At 60.4% G+C, this 18,123-nt stretch carries 16 protein-coding genes and 1 pseudogene; 9 read left to right on the top strand and 8 right to left on the bottom strand.

Features of this window, described 5'->3' with window-relative positions; translation table 11 throughout:
- Positions 1 to 183: 183 nt before the first annotated feature.
- The 5 genes and pseudogenes from CH276_RS15760 to CH276_RS15780 all read left to right on the top strand — a co-directional run bounded on the left by CH276_RS15760 (position 184) and on the right by CH276_RS15780 (position 6,826).
- Positions 184 to 547: pseudogene (locus CH276_RS15760) on the top strand (helix-turn-helix domain-containing protein).
- Positions 548 to 762: 215 nt separating this feature from the next.
- On the top strand, positions 763 to 1,374 hold the full coding sequence (locus CH276_RS15765) for a hypothetical protein (protein ID WP_094629959.1): 612 nt from the start codon (positions 763 to 765) through the stop codon (positions 1,372 to 1,374).
- Positions 1,374 to 2,393 carry an XRE family transcriptional regulator gene (locus CH276_RS15770; protein WP_094629960.1) on the top strand — a complete coding sequence of 340 codons (1,020 nt, stop codon included), beginning with the start codon at positions 1,374 to 1,376 and terminating at the stop codon, positions 2,391 to 2,393. Before CH276_RS15765 ends, CH276_RS15770 begins: the two co-directional genes overlap by 1 nt.
- A gap of 133 nt (positions 2,394 to 2,526) precedes the next feature.
- Complete coding sequence (locus CH276_RS15775; protein ID WP_141214737.1) at positions 2,527 to 3,291, top strand: Hachiman antiphage defense system protein HamA; 765 nt, start codon at positions 2,527 to 2,529, stop codon at positions 3,289 to 3,291.
- Entirely contained in the window at positions 3,281 to 6,826 is a 3,546-nt protein-coding gene (locus CH276_RS15780; protein WP_094629962.1) for a DEAD/DEAH box helicase, read from the top strand. The genes CH276_RS15775 and CH276_RS15780 overlap by 11 nt, the downstream gene beginning before the upstream one ends.
- A gap of 141 nt (positions 6,827 to 6,967) precedes the next feature.
- On the opposite strand, the gene CH276_RS28225 is transcribed toward CH276_RS15780, so the two are convergent.
- Genes CH276_RS28225 through CH276_RS28230 form a run of 3 tightly spaced genes read right to left on the bottom strand, consistent with a single transcriptional unit; the run spans position 6,968 to position 8,941 of the window.
- Complete coding sequence (locus tag CH276_RS28225; protein ID WP_141214738.1) at positions 6,968 to 7,507, bottom strand: hypothetical protein; 540 nt, start codon at positions 7,505 to 7,507, stop codon at positions 6,968 to 6,970.
- Positions 7,482 to 8,336: an AAA family ATPase gene (locus CH276_RS15785; RefSeq protein ID WP_094629963.1), complete on the bottom strand. Its 855-nt coding sequence runs from the start codon at positions 8,334 to 8,336 to the stop codon at positions 7,482 to 7,484. The genes CH276_RS28225 and CH276_RS15785 overlap by 26 nt, the downstream gene beginning before the upstream one ends.
- Positions 8,333 to 8,941 carry a hypothetical protein gene (locus CH276_RS28230; RefSeq protein WP_141214739.1) on the bottom strand — a complete coding sequence of 203 codons (609 nt, stop codon included), beginning with the start codon at positions 8,939 to 8,941 and terminating at the stop codon, positions 8,333 to 8,335. The genes CH276_RS15785 and CH276_RS28230 overlap by 4 nt, the downstream gene beginning before the upstream one ends.
- 861 nt (positions 8,942 to 9,802) lie before the next feature.
- Here CH276_RS28230 and CH276_RS15795 point away from each other — a divergent pair.
- Positions 9,803 to 10,885, top strand: a complete 1,083-nt coding sequence (locus CH276_RS15795; RefSeq protein WP_094629965.1) for a GGDEF domain-containing protein — start codon at positions 9,803 to 9,805, stop codon at positions 10,883 to 10,885.
- A 36-nt stretch (positions 10,886 to 10,921) separates the two neighbouring features.
- Here CH276_RS15795 and CH276_RS15800 read toward each other — a convergent pair whose 3' ends face one another.
- From CH276_RS15800 to CH276_RS15815, 4 genes are all read right to left on the bottom strand, one after another.
- Positions 10,922 to 11,419 (bottom strand): DUF6328 family protein, encoded by a 498-nt coding sequence (locus CH276_RS15800; RefSeq protein WP_032398097.1) that lies wholly within the window; start codon positions 11,417 to 11,419, stop codon positions 10,922 to 10,924.
- The gene (locus tag CH276_RS15805; RefSeq protein WP_094629966.1) at positions 11,416 to 13,089 is read right to left on the bottom strand and encodes a cation:proton antiporter family protein; all 1,674 of its coding nucleotides are present in this window, start codon (positions 13,087 to 13,089) and stop codon (positions 11,416 to 11,418) included. The genes CH276_RS15800 and CH276_RS15805 overlap by 4 nt, the downstream gene beginning before the upstream one ends.
- 195 nt (positions 13,090 to 13,284) lie before the next feature.
- Positions 13,285 to 13,740, bottom strand: a complete 456-nt coding sequence (locus CH276_RS15810) for a tellurite resistance TerB family protein (protein WP_032398482.1) — start codon at positions 13,738 to 13,740, stop codon at positions 13,285 to 13,287.
- Positions 13,741 to 13,830: 90 nt separating this feature from the next.
- On the bottom strand, positions 13,831 to 14,163 hold the full coding sequence (locus CH276_RS15815) for a hypothetical protein (protein ID WP_032398096.1): 333 nt from the start codon (positions 14,161 to 14,163) through the stop codon (positions 13,831 to 13,833).
- A gap of 192 nt (positions 14,164 to 14,355) precedes the next feature.
- On the opposite strand from CH276_RS15815, the gene CH276_RS15820 reads away from it, so the two are divergent.
- From CH276_RS15820 to pabB, 3 genes are all read left to right on the top strand, one after another.
- On the top strand, positions 14,356 to 14,694 hold the full coding sequence (locus tag CH276_RS15820) for an RNA polymerase-binding protein RbpA (protein WP_027497120.1): 339 nt from the start codon (positions 14,356 to 14,358) through the stop codon (positions 14,692 to 14,694).
- 282 nt (positions 14,695 to 14,976) lie between these two features.
- On the top strand, positions 14,977 to 15,372 hold the full coding sequence (locus CH276_RS15825) for a chorismate mutase family protein (RefSeq protein ID WP_254924089.1): 396 nt from the start codon (positions 14,977 to 14,979) through the stop codon (positions 15,370 to 15,372).
- A 10-nt stretch (positions 15,373 to 15,382) separates the two neighbouring features.
- Positions 15,383 to 17,455, top strand: coding sequence for an aminodeoxychorismate synthase component I (gene pabB, locus CH276_RS15830; protein WP_032398480.1), 2,073 nt, complete (start codon positions 15,383 to 15,385; stop codon positions 17,453 to 17,455).
- Positions 17,456 to 17,508: 53 nt separating this feature from the next.
- On the opposite strand, the gene CH276_RS15835 is transcribed toward pabB, so the two are convergent.
- Positions 17,509 to 18,105, bottom strand: coding sequence for a hypothetical protein (locus CH276_RS15835; RefSeq protein WP_094629967.1), 597 nt, complete (start codon positions 18,103 to 18,105; stop codon positions 17,509 to 17,511).
- Between the last annotated feature and the right edge of the window lie 18 nt (positions 18,106 to 18,123).

The raw sequence follows: 18,123 nt of genomic DNA on the forward strand, positions 1-18,123 counted from the left end.
CGAAGGGTGGCCCTTGTCGTGGGCGAGTTACGACAGGACTCGCCGAGCACCTACATATGAGGTTGTACGGGGACCATCACGTGAGGGTGTACACCGATACGCTGTAAACCTCGGTCTCGTCGGATTTCAAACAGAAGGTGATCCAGCAGATGATTTCTCGACGCCTCCAGATGGGTGTAACCAATGGCTGAGCAACGTCGGATCGGCTTTCATTGGCATCTCAGGCGCGTCATGGCAGCGCACAACCTGTGGAAATCGACTGAGCTGCGCCCACTCCTGCGATCCGCGGAATCAATCTGTCGGACGCACAGGTATACCGACTTGTCACCGGTGAGCCACAGCGAATTCCATCGCGAACATTCGCCGCCCTCTGCGACATCTTCGACTGCACACCCAACGACCTCTTCGAACCCTACGTCGAAATGCAGGCAGCAGCATCAGCCAACGCCCCGCAGCCACGCGAACCGGGAGTGACACCGGGCAACCCGGTGGCCAAGCGTATCCGCATCGTGCGGACGATGGAGATGGCACGACCCCGGAAGCCTGAAGACCCATAGCGGTGGGCATCGCAACTCGACTGGATGACGTTGAATGATATGACCAGCCGCCAAGAGGAATCCCGGCCAGCCGCCCGCCATAATCGGCACCTGACGGGCGTTGGACACACCGTGTTTCATTGACGCGAATAATATGTAAAACGCGGTACCGTAGGGCCACAAATGCAACATCACAGTGATCTCCTCGGATCGGAAGTGACACTAGATGAGCGCTACGATCGAACAGCTTCACGCTGAAGTATTGCCACTCGTTGACGATCTACAGGCAGCGGGCGTGCGCGGGGTGAACCATCTGCGGAAGGCACCCTATCGAGGGCTGCAGTGGAAACATCGCGCGTACCAACGCGATCCGTTCGTCATAGCCTTCACTTTGGAACTCCCGGAGCGGTTTGGGACCTTCATCCGGCGCGACGAGTTGATTTCGCTACGCCGTCTCGTGTTCCACTCAGACGCCCTGAATCTGGACTTGGTGTTGCGTCGGCGCGGATCCTTCCGCCGTCCGAACAATGCGATCCCGATTGAGACGGAGCCTGATCCGACCCTGTTTCCATGTCCCGAGCCAAAGGCCTCCGAAGATGCGCGATTAGCCGCATTGATCTGGGATACGCCCAAGATTGACAAGAAGCACAAGGCCGCCGGACCGACGCCGATCGCCGTTCGACTAGCGAGGGCTGGGCATACTCTCGACGACAACAAATGGGAGTCCGGTTTCCAGCTCGACGCGAGCACCGAACATGAACTGATCCCAGACCGCGCCACCTACCGGCACGATATGCCGGACTGGGACGTTGAGTCTGAGACCGAGACCGCCACATAGTGATCGATCCCAATCAACGCCTACGCAATCTGCGCCAACTCAACGGGATGACGCAAAAGGCATTCGCCGCCGAGCTTGGTATCGGCCAGGCGGCGCTGTCGCAAATCGAACGTGGCGACCGGCCACTTACTGCAGAGCACATGGTGATCGCTCGCCGGCGGTTCAACATTCCTTTCGATTTCTTTGAGGCGCCGCCGATCACCTACGGCCCCAACGATCTCAACTACCGGACGAGAAAGCTCACACGGCCCCAGCAAGATCGAGCGGCGGTAACGTTCGGACTCATAGAGCAAGCGGTACGAGGCGCAGCTGACGTCTCCAATGTCACCGGGTCCCTGGACGCAACGAACTACGACGATGTTCGAGCGCGCCCACAACGCGAAATCGAAGCGCTGGCCGGCGCAGCACGGCAACTTATCGGCATCCGAACTGACAAAGTTATCAACAACGTGACGCGTTGCATCGAGCGGCTGCAGATCCTCGTGACCGGTCTCCCTGCGTGGGAACCGAATGCACGCATCGACGGGATATCGTCTCCTCGTCGCACCCAGGAGCCGTTCGTTGTAGCGCTCGACCTTGACAAGCCTGGCGATCGACTTCGGTTCAGCGCTGCACACGAGTTAGGTCACGTGCTCATTCACACCGAAAGCAAGCCACTGAGTCGACAGGCGCGCGAGACAGAGGCCGATATGTTCGCCTCGGCTTTCCTGCTCCCACGCGAAGCGATGCTTGACGAACTTTCACCGGCGCTAACACTCGCTGGCTACTCGCGAATTAAGGCACGTTGGGGAGCGTCGATGCAAGCAGTGATCAGGCGCTCGTTCGATCTCGGTGTGATTGATAGAGACCGATACCGCAGCCTGCAAATCCAGATCAGTTCTCGCGGATGGCGCAGGGAGGAACCTGTCGAAATACCGAAGGAGACTCCGGCACTACCGACTCCCGACATCGGGGGTTTTCGCCAGATTATCAACGTGGACAATGTGATTAGCATCTTCGATCGGCCAGCCAGCGGATGATTGAGCATCTATGCAATAACCGACTGGTTGACGAGTTCCCGGCTACCTCACTGAGTCGGGCGTATCAGTCGGCCTTGGCAGAGGAAAGTAGTGGGGCTGCCGGGGACGGTGGCCGGATCCGTGGGACGGTTACATGACGGACTTCGAGCAATGGTGCGAACCGCCTGTCGTGAATAACGTCGGCAAACATGCCTATGGAGACCTCGCTTCAAACGATGACGCAACCGGCATCAGCGTCGTTTCAGCCACCCTCGGCCAGAAGTACGCCGAGGTCGACATGCTGGTGCACATCGCCGAGCAGTTCGGCAAGCATGGTGTGTCGGCGTACCTCACCAACAAGTTTCCTACGAAGAAGTCGGCCCGATCCGGGGATCTAGGCGAAATCCTAGCCACTGCGTACCTGAATGAACATTGCGGATTCGCTGTCGGGCCGAGTCGCCTCATCGACCGCGACCATCAGGAATGGGCCATGCGCGGCGATGATGTCTTGGGTGTCAAGATCGACACCAAGACCGGTGTGCACCTGGCCAAGGTCGAGGCTAAGAGCGGCAAGAAGATTCCCGAGAAGGTGGTCGCCGCGGCGCGGGAAGGGCTGCAGCGTTGCGCCGGACTGCCTTCGCCGCAATCGCTTTCCCAGCTTGCTGAACGGCTACGACGAGCATCCGACGAAGACTTAGCCGATGCCGTGCTGCGAGTCCAACTCGCCAACGACATCCGCCCAGAAATGGTCACCCAAATGATGTTTCTGTTCACGATGGGCGACCCGACCGAGTTTGTGAAGAACGATCTCGCCGCCTACACCGGCCCAATTGAGCAGTTGACTATGACGCTGCGCGTCGCCGCTCACCCCGAGTTCATTAGCGGGGTTTACGAGAAGGCTCTCGCACATGGCGCGTGATACCGCCGAGCTGCTCTTGAGCATTCAAGAGTCGACTGTTGCAGCATTTCGTGATCGGCTGCTGGCGCGCGGGCAGGCTCAGTCATTCATTCGTCGCGACGGCGTGTTGCCCGATGGCGCACCACAATTTAGCGCATATCTAGACAATGATCTCCTTAACTATAGCTACGCTCTGATCTCGACCAGCCTGCAGCTGCTGGATTCCAGCGACGCCGAAGAAGATTCTGCACCCGCAGACCAGGCGACCCGCCACGAAGTTGCGCAGAGCGGATTCCTGCAAGCTTCATACGCATTGGAGGCGGCGACCCGCAACGCCGACTCCGCAGCGGATCTTGCGTTTCACCGCCTCATTGCCGGGGCCACAAGCCATCTCGCAGGTTTTGCCGCCCGCGCCTATTCGCTGATGCAGGCCAGCGTTGCCTCTGGGCACCTCACACCAATGGAAACTACTCTGGCCGACATCGTGCTGCGCGATCTCGATCAGATCGAACGGCGCACCCGCGATTTGCGGTCCTCTCCCCAGGCGAGTGACGAGGTGCTCGTCGGAGCACTCGAGGGCCGACGTCTTACACCCGCGAACGCGGATCTGCTAGACGTCCTAGGGCCAATAGGGATGCTGCTGACTGAGCACTACCACTCGGCCATATCGGCGGCACTGTTTGCTATTTCCCATGACCAGCAGGATCTGTTGTCGTCGGCGTTAGCCGACCTAGATATCGGTGAGCAGGCCGCCCTCCAGGCCGGAACTCCAGGGCCATGGTGGGTCTATCGCCTGACCAGGCGACTGCTCGGGGACTTAGGTGAGACCAGCATCTCGTCGAACCTGCCGGTGCCGCGGCCTCCGGCAGGTACAGCGGCGAACGAGGCGAGCGACGAAGCGGATGCGGGTCGGAAGCGCTGGCGCTACTTGCGTCGCACCTTCGTCGCGACGTTGCTGGCGCGGCGTCGCTCCGAGATTGACCTGTGGCCGTCGCAACTGCACGTAGTGAGCCGAATCTTCGCTGATGCAAATGATCTCGTCGTTGCGCTGCCGACCAGCGCGGGCAAGACCAGGATCGCCGAATTGTGCATTCTGGCGTGCTTGGCGCAGGGCCGCCGCATCGTGTACGTCACCCCCTTACGTGCCCTGTCTGCGCAGACGGAACAGGTCCTTGAGGCCACTTTCACACCGATGGGCATCGCTGTCTCGTCCCTCTACGGAAGCATCGGCGTCACCGACCTTGATGAGGACGCGCTGCGAACTAGCCAGATCGTTGTTGCCACGCCCGAAAAGCTTGACTTTGCGCTCCGTTCAGACCCCGGTGTCCTCGATGACGTCGGACTCGTGATCCTCGACGAGGGTCACATGATCGGGCCGGAAGATCGTGAAGTGCGCTACGAGGCTCAAGTTCAGCGGTTGTTGCGGCGCGACGACGCCGACGCGCGCCGTATCGTCTGCCTGTCGGCGGTATTTCCCTCTGGAGAAGAGCTTGATGATTTCGTCGCATGGATTACAGCCGATGATCCCGATGGCTTGCATCGAGAGAACTGGCGGCCCACTCAGCAACGATTCGGCTTGGTGGAGTGGTTTGGCGGCGACCACGCTCGACTGACGACGACACTCGGCGAGGATCAAGCCTTCATCCCTCGCTACATCGAGGCGCGACCCGCAACTGGCAAGCGCAAAAGGTCGTTTCCGGCCGACAATCGCGAATTGGTGATTGCCACCGCGTGGAGACTTCTAGAGGAAGACAAGTCAGTGCTGATTTTCTGTCCTCAGCGTCGATCGGTTGAGCCCTTCGCAAAGGAGATTCTGAAGCTTCACAGGCAGGGCTACGTCGACTCGGTCTTGCCGGACGGAGTCGACCTCCATGAGGTACTAGCTATCGGCACCGAATGGTTCGGCGTCGGGCACCCCATCCTGGAATGTCTCAGATTGGGCGTCGCTATTCATCATGGGGCGCTGCCGGGCCCCTACCGCCGCGAAGTGGAACGTCTCCTTCGAAGCGGCGAGTTGAAGGTGACAGTGGCCTCCCCCACTTTGGCGCAAGGTTTGAATCTGTCGGCGTCAGCGGTGCTGTTTCAAGGGCTGACCCGCGTGAAGGAACTCCTGACAGGGTCGGAGTTCGCCAACGTGATCGGACGCGCCGGACGCGCATTCGTGGATACTGAGGGCCTGGTGCTCTACCCGCGCTTTGAGCCGAGCGAATTCCAGCGCTCCCAGTGGCATAAATTGACCACCGGCGCGGCAAGCAAGGGGCTGCAGTCCGGACTGATCGCGATCAGCGTTGCCCTAGTCAACCGCCTGCGCCTTTCCTACGGCACCGACGCGCTGCCACCTGTAATCGATTACTTGACTGGTTCACCTGATTGGGCGTTGCCAGTCGTATTTGGCGAGGAGCCCTCCGCGGTCGACGCCGCAGACCTTGCATGGCGGGAAAACCTCGCACGGTTAGACATAGGACTGCTTAGCATCCTTGGCGACGACGACTCTGATCCCGACGCGGTCATTCAGCTAATTACAGACGTCCTTCGCGATTCGCTGTGGGAGCGGCAAATGCGCCGCTACGACGAGCTGTCCGCCACCGTGCTGCGCGACGTCGTAGATGCACGCGCACGTTACCTATGGAGCACCTCGACCGCGTCTCAGCGCCGTGGCTGGTACCTCGCGGGCGTCGGAGCCGACGCCGGCTTTGATCTTGGCCAAGTCGCAGCCGATGTCGTCGAGGCCACTGTGCAGGCCGAGGCCGCCCTCGATGACGGTCACAGCGGCGAGGCAGCAGGACTTATATTGCAAATCGCCAGGACGGTATTCGGGCTTAGACAATTTCACCCTGAGACAAAGCTGGTCTGGGAGCCCGTGCTCGCCCACTGGATCGCCGGACGAGCGCTCAACGAACTCGGGGAGCCGTCCGTCGAGGTTGCGCAGTTCATCGAAGCCGACCTGATCTATCGCCTTGTTTGGGGAATTGAGGCGTCGCGCGTCTACGAGGCCGCGCAGGGCAACATGCTGGCCGATGCGTTGACCGGAACCGCCACTATGGCCATAGAAACTGGAACACTCAGCCGATCCGCCGCCATCCTCATTCGTTCGGGATTTGATCATCGTCACGCTGCAATCGCCGCGACGGAGATCACTGGTGCGGCCTACGACAGCGCCGCGGGCATGCGAGAGTGGCTCGATGGGCTGCCCCCGGAAATCACCACCGACCGTAGCTGGCCGACTACCGACTCACACGCCGCGTGGCAAGAATTCGCAAGCCGCTCCGCTCAGTTCCGCAGCCGTCGTTGGGTGCGCCAAACCCATACCGTCAACGACGTCAGCTGGTACTCAGAAGCGCCGCCTGCAGCCTCATGGCTGCGAGTCACCGACAGCGATGACACCGGGATTGCTCTGTGGTCTCCGGGTTTTGATGCGCTCGGCCATGCGAATGTCGCTCTCAACAGGAGTCGCGAGGGGGTTTTGCACGCGCGGCGATCGACCTCCACGCAAGGCATCGATCTGCAATACCGTGGGCCCCGCGACCTATTCCCACGGACACAGACCCAGCAGTAATGGCGCCGGGATCAGCAGAAACTCGCAGAATGTCAATCATCTTGACCGCCAGCAGTCTGGTGCTGTCATGCGCTGCGTGAAACATCCCGCCACCTATGGCGATCCACAACGGCCCATACCCGCGATCACAGCAGTTGGCCCCTATAGCCCGAGCCGAACTACGAAAGATGCCTCTCTCAGCGGTCCGAGAGCAAGTGTGATGTCCTCCGGTGGTCTAGCCCATTCTCTTGACTTTCCCCTTACAAAGCCCAGTAATCTATTCACCTCATCTCGGTCGAAATGTGACCCGTAAACGACGCTAAACTCACGGGCAAGCCCAGCCTCCTGGCACGCTATCAAGAACGTCCTGACGCCTTCCTTAATGGATGGTGCAATGCCGCCGTCCCACGATCCGGGAACCTGTAATTCTCCGCCTCCAGATTTGAGCTCCAAGGTGTGCGTACGCCAGTCGATACTTAACTCCAGTTCCGCACCAATTTTGCCGTTCGGGTACAGGCCCTGCACGATAACTATTTCGATATAGTGTGGATCTCTTAGACCACGGGAAACACGATCCAGAGTGCCCTCAGATAACTCGGCAGACTCGCGCAGAAGAGCCCGCACCTGCAATTCCAAAAGTGCAAAGCGTGCGTAAGTCTGTGTAGCGGTTATTGTTCTAGCCATTGCCTCGACTCCCTTCACACCCTGACCCAACAGCCAAGTAATCATCAGATCGAATGTCGGTCCCTGCAAAGCGATGAGCTATGCGACCGATTAAGTCAGGGTCGTTAACTTCTTCGTCTACTTGAATTCTGTGGCCAGATTTAAGAAGTTCAATTACGCGAGTTTCGCCAATTGAGTCAATGGCAGCTTGAACTCTACTTTCGAGTGCAGCGCTCCTCACATCAGCCCAGAATGCAACGGGCTTATTCGGGTATTTGGTTACAATCGCGTGCAAGGTTTCCTGCTCAACCTGGGGAAAGATTGAGGCTATGATCTGAAAGCGCATCAGGGTATCTGGCTTCCATTGAAGAAGTCGAGTGCGCCCAGGCCTCATCATAGGGCCGTACAAAATCGACGGATTATTTCCCGTGATCACTATAGGAACTCTCGTGGTGCGGTGCCCGTTCACTTCATTTGGAAAATCGCAAAAGGCCATAAGTTGCCCATAGACGATTTGCCTATTAACCGTGTACTGGACTAATTCACCCCAATTTCCCAGCACCGTATCGATATCGTGTATGACCAGAGCGGTCGGTTGCCCATTGCAAGTGCGGTCGCTGGCTTTCATATATTCGCGTCGTAGCAGCTGCGCGGGCGCGCCGGCGTTCTCGCTCTCAAGCTCGCCAGGACTCACCAACTGCTCGTGTATCCCCAACTCGCTGAAGATTGCGTTGACTTGATAAGTCTTCCCCTCGCCGGGCGGTCCGAATATCCCTAATATCAAAGGAAATTCACGCGCATCAGTTAGCAGATTTGCCAGGACGTGTGTTTTGACTGGGTTGCGGAAGTAGCTATCAATGTACGTCATTCGCGGCGATTTTCTTTCTCGTCAACCCGTCTGGCTAGGTCGGCAAGGAGCTCCGAAGCTCGGGACCTCGATTCGTCGGCAGACGCTGTGCCGTGACGTCCTGTCGGGTGCTTCTGCGGCGCGGCCGGCGACGCACCAGGCGCAGCGCGCTGGTTTAGCGGCGGCACGATCTTGTAGCCGCTGCCCTCAGATTGTGAAATGTCTTTCCCCTGTGGCATCTCGGGTGCGGGCCCTGCCAGGACTATCTGCTGATCGGCAAGCCAGCCGAGGCGCGATCGGAGCTCGCTTAGAAGCTCGTTTGACGAACGCGCGTCTCGAAGATCAACGTCGAGCTTGATCTTTGGTTCATGGAGCGGAGCTTTTACATAAGCGAGGCGGGGGCTCTCCTCGACGAGTTTCTCAAGAAGCCGTTCGGTCATCTCTTGGAGTTCGTCTTCTCGAAGACTCGCGCGGACAGCTTCCCGTTTTGCAAGTTCGGCGACTTCGCGTTGCACTTTCGATTGTTTGACCGAAGTCCGCCCCTCCTGAAACCAAGTGAAGACGACCTTCTCTGCGAGGCTTAGTCCAGCACTTACTAGTAACTGCCCAAGATCCAACTTGATCACTTCCCCTATCGTTGGCAAATTATCCGCTGGTTGCCATTGATACCTCCGCTGGCAACTTATCATCCGGTTTGGCAATCGGCATGCCCAATCGGATCTTCTTCCGAACCCACCATCACCGCTTCGCAGCAGCGAGCTAGATCGGCATCGTTGCAATGCCTGTTGCCGCCGCTTGATTCCCGACTCACGGCGCGCAGGTCTTTGCTCGCAGTCGATCTGCAACCACAGCCAGCACAACCTGGAACCCCCCCCGAACAGATCGGGACGGGCTTAGTTATCGAGGATTCAATAGCGACAGCCGCCAGTGGACGAGTAGGACCTTTTAGCAGCTTGCTGTCAACGCGACGCTGACGTGGTCGTTGGTCAGACGCAGGCCGTGGCTAACTCGGTTACGCAAAAGCCGCCGCGACAACTCGCACTCCTCAAGCACGCACCGGTACCAGCAAGATGACGCAGCTCGGAAGCTGGCTGGCCGGTCGGCACGGCGGTCCGGTTCGTGTGAGTCGAAATGTACGGGTGTGTCTGCATCCACTCTTCCACCGGCGTGCGCGCAGTTTTCGAGCGTCGTGTCGGTCATCCGCCGTTGGCCGGCTCGGCTCTTCGCTGTGATTGGATGACGTGCGCGTATCTCACCTGATCCAGGCCACCTCTCGGGCCGCTCCTGGGTCGGCCCCGTGTCACTATTACGAAACGTCACAGTGACGTTTTGGGGTGATGCGGCGGGAGTTGGAATTTTCGCAGTGCGACGGTGATCATGCGAAAACGGTCATTTCGATCGGTATCGGCCGATCGAGTGGTCGAAGCGCACGTTTCTGCTACTGTCCGTGAAATTGCTCGGTGCAGATACCAGCCGAAGGTCACCCGATGTTCGCCGTTCGTCCGTTCATCTCGGCCTCGGGTCGACGTGTGTCGTCGCAACAGCGCGCGGACGGTTCGGTGGCGGGGCTGTTGGATCTGGACGCGACTCGAACTCGCGTCATTCGATTACTCGTCGGCTCGGGGACGTTGTCGATCGGTCTCATCGGTTTACTGAGCGCACCGTCCGAGGAATACAGCGGTTGGCGAGTACCTGCGGTGGTAGCAATCAGCCTGACCGCGTTTCCGGTCGCTTTGCGTTGGTTCTTCGGTCGATGGCCGGGACCGCGTCTGCTGACTGCATTCATCGTGTATTCGGATGTATCGATCGCCGCCGGTCTGTTGTTGAAGGACACGACAATGACTGCGATCGGCGGCACGGTACTCTTTGCCGTCATCACCACTCTGGCTGTGGTGGCGGTGCCGCTACTCCCCTGTCTCGTGCACATCGTTTTCGCCACTGGCGTCCTTGCGGTGGTGGCCGTACTCACCGTGCACGCGGACGTCGCCAGCGGCTGGGTCGTTGCCGCACACAGTTCGACCATGCTGTTGATGTTCGCGTCTCCGCTCATTCTGATGGTGTACGTGAGCGAGCTCAGATCTCGGGCACGGGAGTCGCTGGTGGACCCGCTGACCGGCCTGCACAACCGTCGCGGGCTGTTCGCTGCAGTAGCTGCTACCGCGATGACGACGCCGGATGTGGAACCGAAGGTGATATGCGCCGTCGCCGCCGATGTCGACGGGATGAAGGGTGTCAACGACAGCTACGGACATCACACCGGCGACGCGGTTCTCGTCGATGTGGCCCAGCACATGCGAGCGCTGGCGGCCAACCGCTGGATCGTCGCACGACTGGGCGGTGACGAGTTCGCGTGCATCGCCGTCGGGCGACCTGCCGACCTCGCCGACCGAACTGCAGAGCTCGTGGAGCGCCTCGGACGGGCCCGGATGTTGTCCGGACTCACCGTCAGTGTCGGGTCGGCAGTGGTACCCGTCGACGCGGACAGTGATGTGCGGCAGTCCGCACACGACGTACTCCGCATCGCGGACTCGGAGATGTATCGAGCGAAACGCAGTCGCTGGCCGGCGTGAGAGCAGACACCGAGCGAATTTGTCGTCACCGCAACGTCATCGAGTTTTCAGATACCACCGTGGGAGTGCCACCCACAACGTGAGGAGAAGGGTCAGAGCGACCAGTGCCGCTACGATGCCGACGAGCGGACCGACCACGAAGTCGAACGTGAGAGCCACTACTCCCACCAGTGCGATGCCGAGCATGAACAGGCCTGCGATCGCGAGTCGGTTGCCGACCCGTACGAGTACATCGATTTCTTTGTGACGGAACAGAATTCGGTGCATTCCCACCGGCGCAATCAGCAGGATGGTTGCAACGATCGACGCACTGACGGTGATCAGATACACCGCTCGGCCGAATGTGGACACGTCGTCGAACCGTTGTTGGAACGGCAGGGTCAGGAGAAATCCGGTCAACAGCTGAACCCCGGTCTGTTCGACGCGCAGTTCCTGAAGTAACCCGAGCCAGTTCCTGTCGAGCTGCTGAGTCGGCGTCTCTCCCCTGGCCCGTGCATTCCACTCGGCATTGGGAGGTATCGACCGATCGGTCACGGGCTCTCCTTGTGTGTTGCCGGTTCGGTCACCGGTCGGGTGACGCCGTCGACGGCGGGTGTACCACGATCGTCGGCGAGAGCGTCGTTGCCCTGGACCGGGGACGCATGGCCAACCTGGTCCGCCAGCTCCAAGCCCGCTCCCGCGTAGACGTTGAAGGCGATGTCGACACCGTGATCCCTGGCCCACTGCACTTCGTCGTCGTAGCGCGCGACAGCAGCGACCGTGCCACTGAACCCGGATTCGCGCAGACAGGCGAGGGCAGTGACGTTGGCGCCGTGACGCGGCATCGCCAGCACCGCGATTCGAACCGACTCGGAGTGGCGTAGTTGGTTCCAGAAGTCCAGGTCGGTCGCGTCGCCTTCGATCACTCGCAGGCCCTGATCGGCGAGTCGGCGAATGCGTGGCCCGTCGTAGTCGACACCCACCACACCGAGGCGGTAGTGGTCGGTCAGCCGCTGATACGCCGCGAACCCGACACGCCCCATTCCGATCACGACGACCTCGGCATCGCCGGCGTCACCGGAACGTTCCTCCGGATGCAGACTGTTCTCGTCCTGCTCGGGCAAACGAGTCGCAATCTTCTCGACCATCAGGTGCCCTCGTCCGTTGACCAGCGCCGACGCCACGAAGCTCAGGGCCACGGCTATCGACATCTCGACCAGCCATGCCGGTGCCAGCAGGCCGGTCGTCACTCCGACCGAGACGACGATCAATCCGAATTCCGAATAGTTCATCAGGCTCAACCCGGCAAGGAGAGCTGTTCGATATCGCAACTTCATCAGGGCGAACAGCGCGAGATACAGCACGGACTTGAGCGGCAACAGAAACACCATGAGCAGTGCGACGCCGAGACTGGGCAGGTCGGGTAGACCGGACAGACCGATCGAGACGAAAAAGCCGACCAGCAGTAATTCCTTGATGTGGAACAACGATCGAGACAGCTCGGACGATGCCGGATGCGACGCCAGCAGCACACCGATGATCAGTGCACCCAGGTCTCCTTTGAGACCCAGTGCGGAGAACAGCGCGTAACCGGGCACCAGCGCCATCACGATGCCGAAGAGGGATTGCATCTCACCGTGACCCAGTCCGCTCCATACTCGTCGAAGGATGCGAGTGACGGGCCACAGCAGCACCAGCATGAGCGCCCAGGGACTGGGCAGCGTGCCGCTGGTGACGGTCAGGAACACCACGGCGGCGATGTCCTGCATCACCAGGACACCGATCGCCACCCGTCCGTAGAGGGCGTGTGACTCCCCTCGCTCCTCGAGAACCTTGACCACGAAGACGGTGCTCGAGAACGACATGGCGAAGGCGAGCAATGCGATCGTCGTCAGGCTCTGCCCGGACAGCATGGCCAACCCCGCCACGGCAGCCAGCCACAGAACGGTGGTACCGACCACGACGCTGATCACCAGATGCACCGAGGTGGTCAGCCACACTTCCCGGCGCAGCAGAATACGAACGTCGAGCTTGAGACCGATGGCGAACAACAGCAGCGTCACACCCAGATCAGCGAGCAGCTCGAGCTGGGGCACCTCACCGACGTCGAGTGCATTGATGACGAAACCGGCAGCCAGAAATCCGACCAGTGGAGGCAGCCGTACCACCATGGCAAGTCCACCCAAACCGAAGGCGATGACGAGGTAGATCGCGGCAACTGTCATGCACGGTCCCTTTGCTGGTGGGCTGCAACCGGATCTCCAACGGATCGTTCGACATCGGCACATGCCGTCGGAGTGTCCTCAGTATCCCGGCAAGACCGCACTTTCACAGCGCACGAGGCTCGACGGGAACGGCGGTCGACGAAGCGGATCGCTTCGTCGACCGCCGTTCCTACGTGACGCTTCGGCTGGGAACTTTCAGAGCTCGAACTCGGCCGGATCGATTCCGACCGCGAAGCACGCGTTGCGCACTGCGGCCTTCTCGTGATCGTCGAAATGGCCGTCTGCGCCGCCGATGATGATGCCGATCTGGATGACGGCTCGTGCTTGGTCGGGCTTCGATTTCAGTTTGCCGATCGTGGCTGTCGCCTCGACCTTCCCGAAATCGAAATCTCCTTGCAGCTTGTCGCAGTACCAGTCGAATTTCTGCCGAAGTTCGTCGGGCTCGAACACTCGCAGTGCCTCGTTACCGGCGATGAGAGAGGCCGTCTTCTGGCGCTCGGCAGGATCGATGGTGCCGTCGGCCGCCGCGATCAGGGCGCACATGGCCATGCTGCCGTTGGCGAATTCCTTGTTCTTGAACTGGCTGGTCTTCGTCTGCAGCTGGCCGTTCAATTCCTGTGCCTTGGACTTGAGTTGATCCCAGAACGCCATGGAGCTCCTCACTAGGTGGTACTCGCCCGCACAGTCGCGCGGGCTTCGACCATTGTCCACGTAGTCCGTGAACTGGAGAGGAACTCCAGCTCAGCGCAGCCGTTCTGCATCGTGCGCCTTGGCCAACAGTTCGACGCACAGTCGGTGCAATTCGGCGGCGTCGGCACCCTCCGTCACCGCCGTGCTGACGTCCTCGGCAGCACACCGAACTTCGAACGCTCTGTCGGCCGCCGCCGATACCTCCTCGGCGGTCAACACGACAGCGTCGTCGGGAATCGATGTCCCTTTGGTCGCGCTGCGTTGCTCGTAGGCGCGTTGACGGCACGATTGACGGCAGTACCGCCGCTTCCGGCCGGTTCCGGAATCGGCGACCGGGCGTCCGCACCAGGTGCATGTCTGGTCGCGGCGGGTTCTGACGGACATGGTCGTTCAGCCTACTGCGGCCGCGAGGTAAGATCGCCCGATAAGCTGCGCCGATCGGACCGCGCCTGGACCCATCGGCTCGGGAACGAACCGACGTGCGGCGACGTTGTAGATCAGTGGGTAGACGGTGTAGTTCGAAGTCGACGGATGGCTTCGGCGCACGTACCTACTATCGATGGAGAGGACTTCACCATGGCAGATCGTGTACTTCGAGGTAGTCGGCTGGGAGCGGTCAGTTACGAGACCGACCGTGATCACGACCTGGCACCCCGCCGCGTTGCGCGCTACCGGTGCGACAACGGCGAAGAGTTCGACGTACCGTTCGCCGACGATGCCGAGATTCCCGGAACCTGGGCATGCCGCAACGGCCTGGAAGGGTCGCTGATCGAAGGCACCGCGCCGGAGGCCAAGAAGGTCAAGCCTCCCCGCACCCACTGGGACATGTTGCTCGAGCGTCGCTCGGTCGACGAGCTCGAAGAACTCCTCAAGGAACGCTTGGACCTGCTGAAGGTGAAGCGCCGCGGCGCATGACCGTCGCCGCTCACTGCACCGCCTGATTGGAAACAATCCGGCGGTGCAGTTTTTTTTGTGCTATTCGAACCTGCTGAATGTTTCGATGTGCTTTGTCGCATTAATTGTCCACCGAACGAGGATTCCAATACGATCGACTGGCGGTGTCGGAGTCCGAGGTGACATCATCGAGTATCGGTTGTCACACAAGTGGACGATTCGTGAACGGTTGCCGTAACAGTTATCGGACAATATCGATAAACAGCAGGCACCGGAGTCGAATAAACCAGGGGGCATCAACACGTGAGCCAGGATTCTGATCAGCGCTCGACCGACGCCTTGCGTACGGCGGCCTCCGATGCGCAATCGGAAGGTCATCGCGCAGTCGGCGAGCAGAAGCTTGCGGAGTTGAGGCGCGAGTTGGACGGAATCGACGAGGTTCTGCGCGCTGCAATTCGAGACCGCATCGATGTGTGTGTACGAGTTGCACACGTAAAACGTGAACATGACATTCCGATGATGCAACCAGGCCGCGTCGGACTGGTGACCGAACGAGCACGAGAATTCGCGTCGGCCAATGGACTGTCTCCCGATTTTCTCGAAGATCTGTATCGATCGATGATTGCAGAGGCATGTCGCGTCGAGGATTCGATCATCGATTCTCCGACGCCCGGGCCCGGCCTCGACAGTGAACGGTAGAAGCACTCCGATGACGATCCATACGCTCCTGGTGGACAATTACGATTCGTTCACCTACAACCTGTACAGCCTTCTGACCGAGGTGAACGGTCGACCGCCCACTGTGGTCAAGAACGACGTCGAGTGGACGTCGCTGAATTTCGACGCCTACGACAACGTCGTGATCTCGCCCGGTCCCGGGCGTCCGGATGTGGAGCAGGACTTCGGGATCAGTGCCCGCGTGATACTCGAGTCGGGTCTACCGATACTCGGCGTGTGCCTCGGGCATCAGGGTCTGTGTCATCTGTTCGGTGGCAGTGTGGATCTCGCGCCCGCGCCGATGCACGGCAGGATCACCGACATCACCCATACGGGTGTGGATCTGTTCGAGGGGATTCCGTCGCCGTACTCGGTGGTGCGATATCACTCGCTCGTCGTGACCCGCACCCCTGCCGACTTCGAGGAAGTCGCGTGGACGCCCGACGGACTGGTCATGGCTGTTCGTCACCGCAGCAAGCCCATGTGGGGAGTTCAGTTCCATCCCGAGTCGATCAGCACCGAATACGGCCGCGAACTACTCGCCAATTTCCGCGATCTGACGTTGGCTCGATCGAGCGCATCGAGTGCTGCGCGTACTCAGGATTCGATGTTCACCATCGAAACACGTTCGCTGGAAGGAGCATTCGACTCCGAGCAGGTCTTCGAAGCTCTGTTCGCGGACGGCTCGAAGAGTTTCTGGCTGGACGGCAGCGCGGCTCTCGAACCCGACTGCAGATTCACCGTCATGGGCGACTGCTCGGGTCCCCATGCGGAGTACGTGACCTATTCGGTTGCCGAGACCACGGTGACCGTGCAAGGTTCAGACGGTACGACCGAGCGCATTCACTCGACGTTCTTCGACTACATCGACGACCGTTTACGAGAGCGGGCCACTCCCCCTCGGCACGACCTACCGTTCGCTTTCGGTCTCGGTTACGTGGGGTACCTGGGCTACGAACTCAAGGCCGACACCGGTGGGCAACTGGTGCACACCTCTGCGACTCCCGACGCGTCGATGGTCTTCGCAGACCGCGCGTTGGTGTTCGACCACGAGGCAGGCACCCTCTATCTGATGGGGTTGGCGACCACCCCCGGGGATCCTGTGTTGGCGACGTGGTTCGACTCGGTCACCGATACCCTGCATGGTCTGTCCCGAAAGGTCGCCCCCGACAACCGTCCGGGTGTGCCCGCCTCCGGCACTCCCCTGCTCGGAGCCGATCGGTCGCTCGAACCCCGCCTACGCCACGACCGTGCCCACTACCTCGATCTGATTTCCCAGTGCCTTGCCGAGATCCGTTCCGGTGAGACGTACGAGGTCTGTTTGACCAACACGGCGACCGTGGCCGGTTCCATCGACGCGACCGCCACCTACTCGTACATGCGCGAAATCAACCCCACTCCGTACAGCGCCCTGCTGAAGTTCCCCGAGCTGTCGGTGTTGAGTGCGTCTCCGGAACGCTTCCTGCGCATCGACGCCGACCGCATAGTCGAGTCGAAGCCGATCAAGGGAACTCGTCCTCGCGGAGCCACCGCGCAGGAAGACAACGCACTGAAGGCCGATCTCGTCGCGAACGAGAAGGACAAGGCCGAAAACCTGATGATCGTGGACCTGGTGCGCAACGACCTCGCCCAGGTCTGCGTGCCGGGGTCGGTGCACGTGCCGAAGCTGTTCGATGTCGAAACTTATGCTCCCGTACACCAATTGGTCTCGACGGTTCGTGGGCGCCTGCGCGACGACGCGTCGGCCGCGGACTGTATCCGCGCTGCGTTTCCGGGTGGATCGATGACTGGAGCTCCGAAGATCCGCACGATGGCGATCATCGACAAACTCGAAGACGGACCGCGGGGGGTGTACTCGGGTGCTATCGGTTACTTCTCGATCACCGGCACCGCGGATTTCTCGATCGTCATCCGCACGATCGTGGCCACCGAACACGAAGTGACGTACGGCGTCGGCGGCGCGATCGTCGCTCTCTCCGATCCCGACGAGGAGTTCGAGGAGACCATGGTCAAGGCTGTGTCGATGCGCCGCGCGCTGACCGGAAGAACCGAAAACAGCGGGTAGGGCATTGACGCCCTACCCGCTGTTCGACACTCCCCGACTCGGGGTCGACGTGCCTACGGAGTGGTGAAGTACTCGAACACTGCAGGCTGAGCCTGCGGGTTTCCGTTGCTGGTACCGATGACTGCGCCCGCGACCGTACCGATGACGGTTCCGATGATGCACCCGGAGATGAAGTTCGGGAAGATCGACACACAGCCGATGGCGAAACCGAGGCCTGCGCCGATCGCCGTGCCGACACCACCACCGTTGTTCCAGCCGATCGCGAGCTGGTTGACCATGTTGTCGAACGCCTGCTGCTTGGTCCGCGGACCGGCGACATCGGCGACGGGAATCGTCTGCGGAGTCAATGTCAGTTCGCGACCCTCGGCACCGATCAGCGGTGCGATCGAGTAGACGGTGCCGTTGACGGTGTATTCCAGCGGGACAGATGCAAGCGTGGCACCGGCCTGGTCGATGACGGACACGGTCTCGCTCGTGGCGTCGACCCGGAACAGTCCGGCATCGAGGATGGTGGTGACCGTTCCGTCGGGGTTGACCGACGTCTCGTAGTTCACCGTGTCCGACGACGGGTCTGCCACAGCATGGCCCGCTCCGGTGGCCACCGCAGCGGTCAACGCCACCGCTACCGTTGCTGTTCTGATCAGTTTCACTTATGTCCCCTGGTGTTT

It is taken from the genome of Rhodococcus sp. 06-470-2 (assembly GCF_002258235.1).
Taxonomy (GTDB): Bacteria; Actinomycetota; Actinomycetes; order Mycobacteriales; family Mycobacteriaceae; genus Rhodococcoides.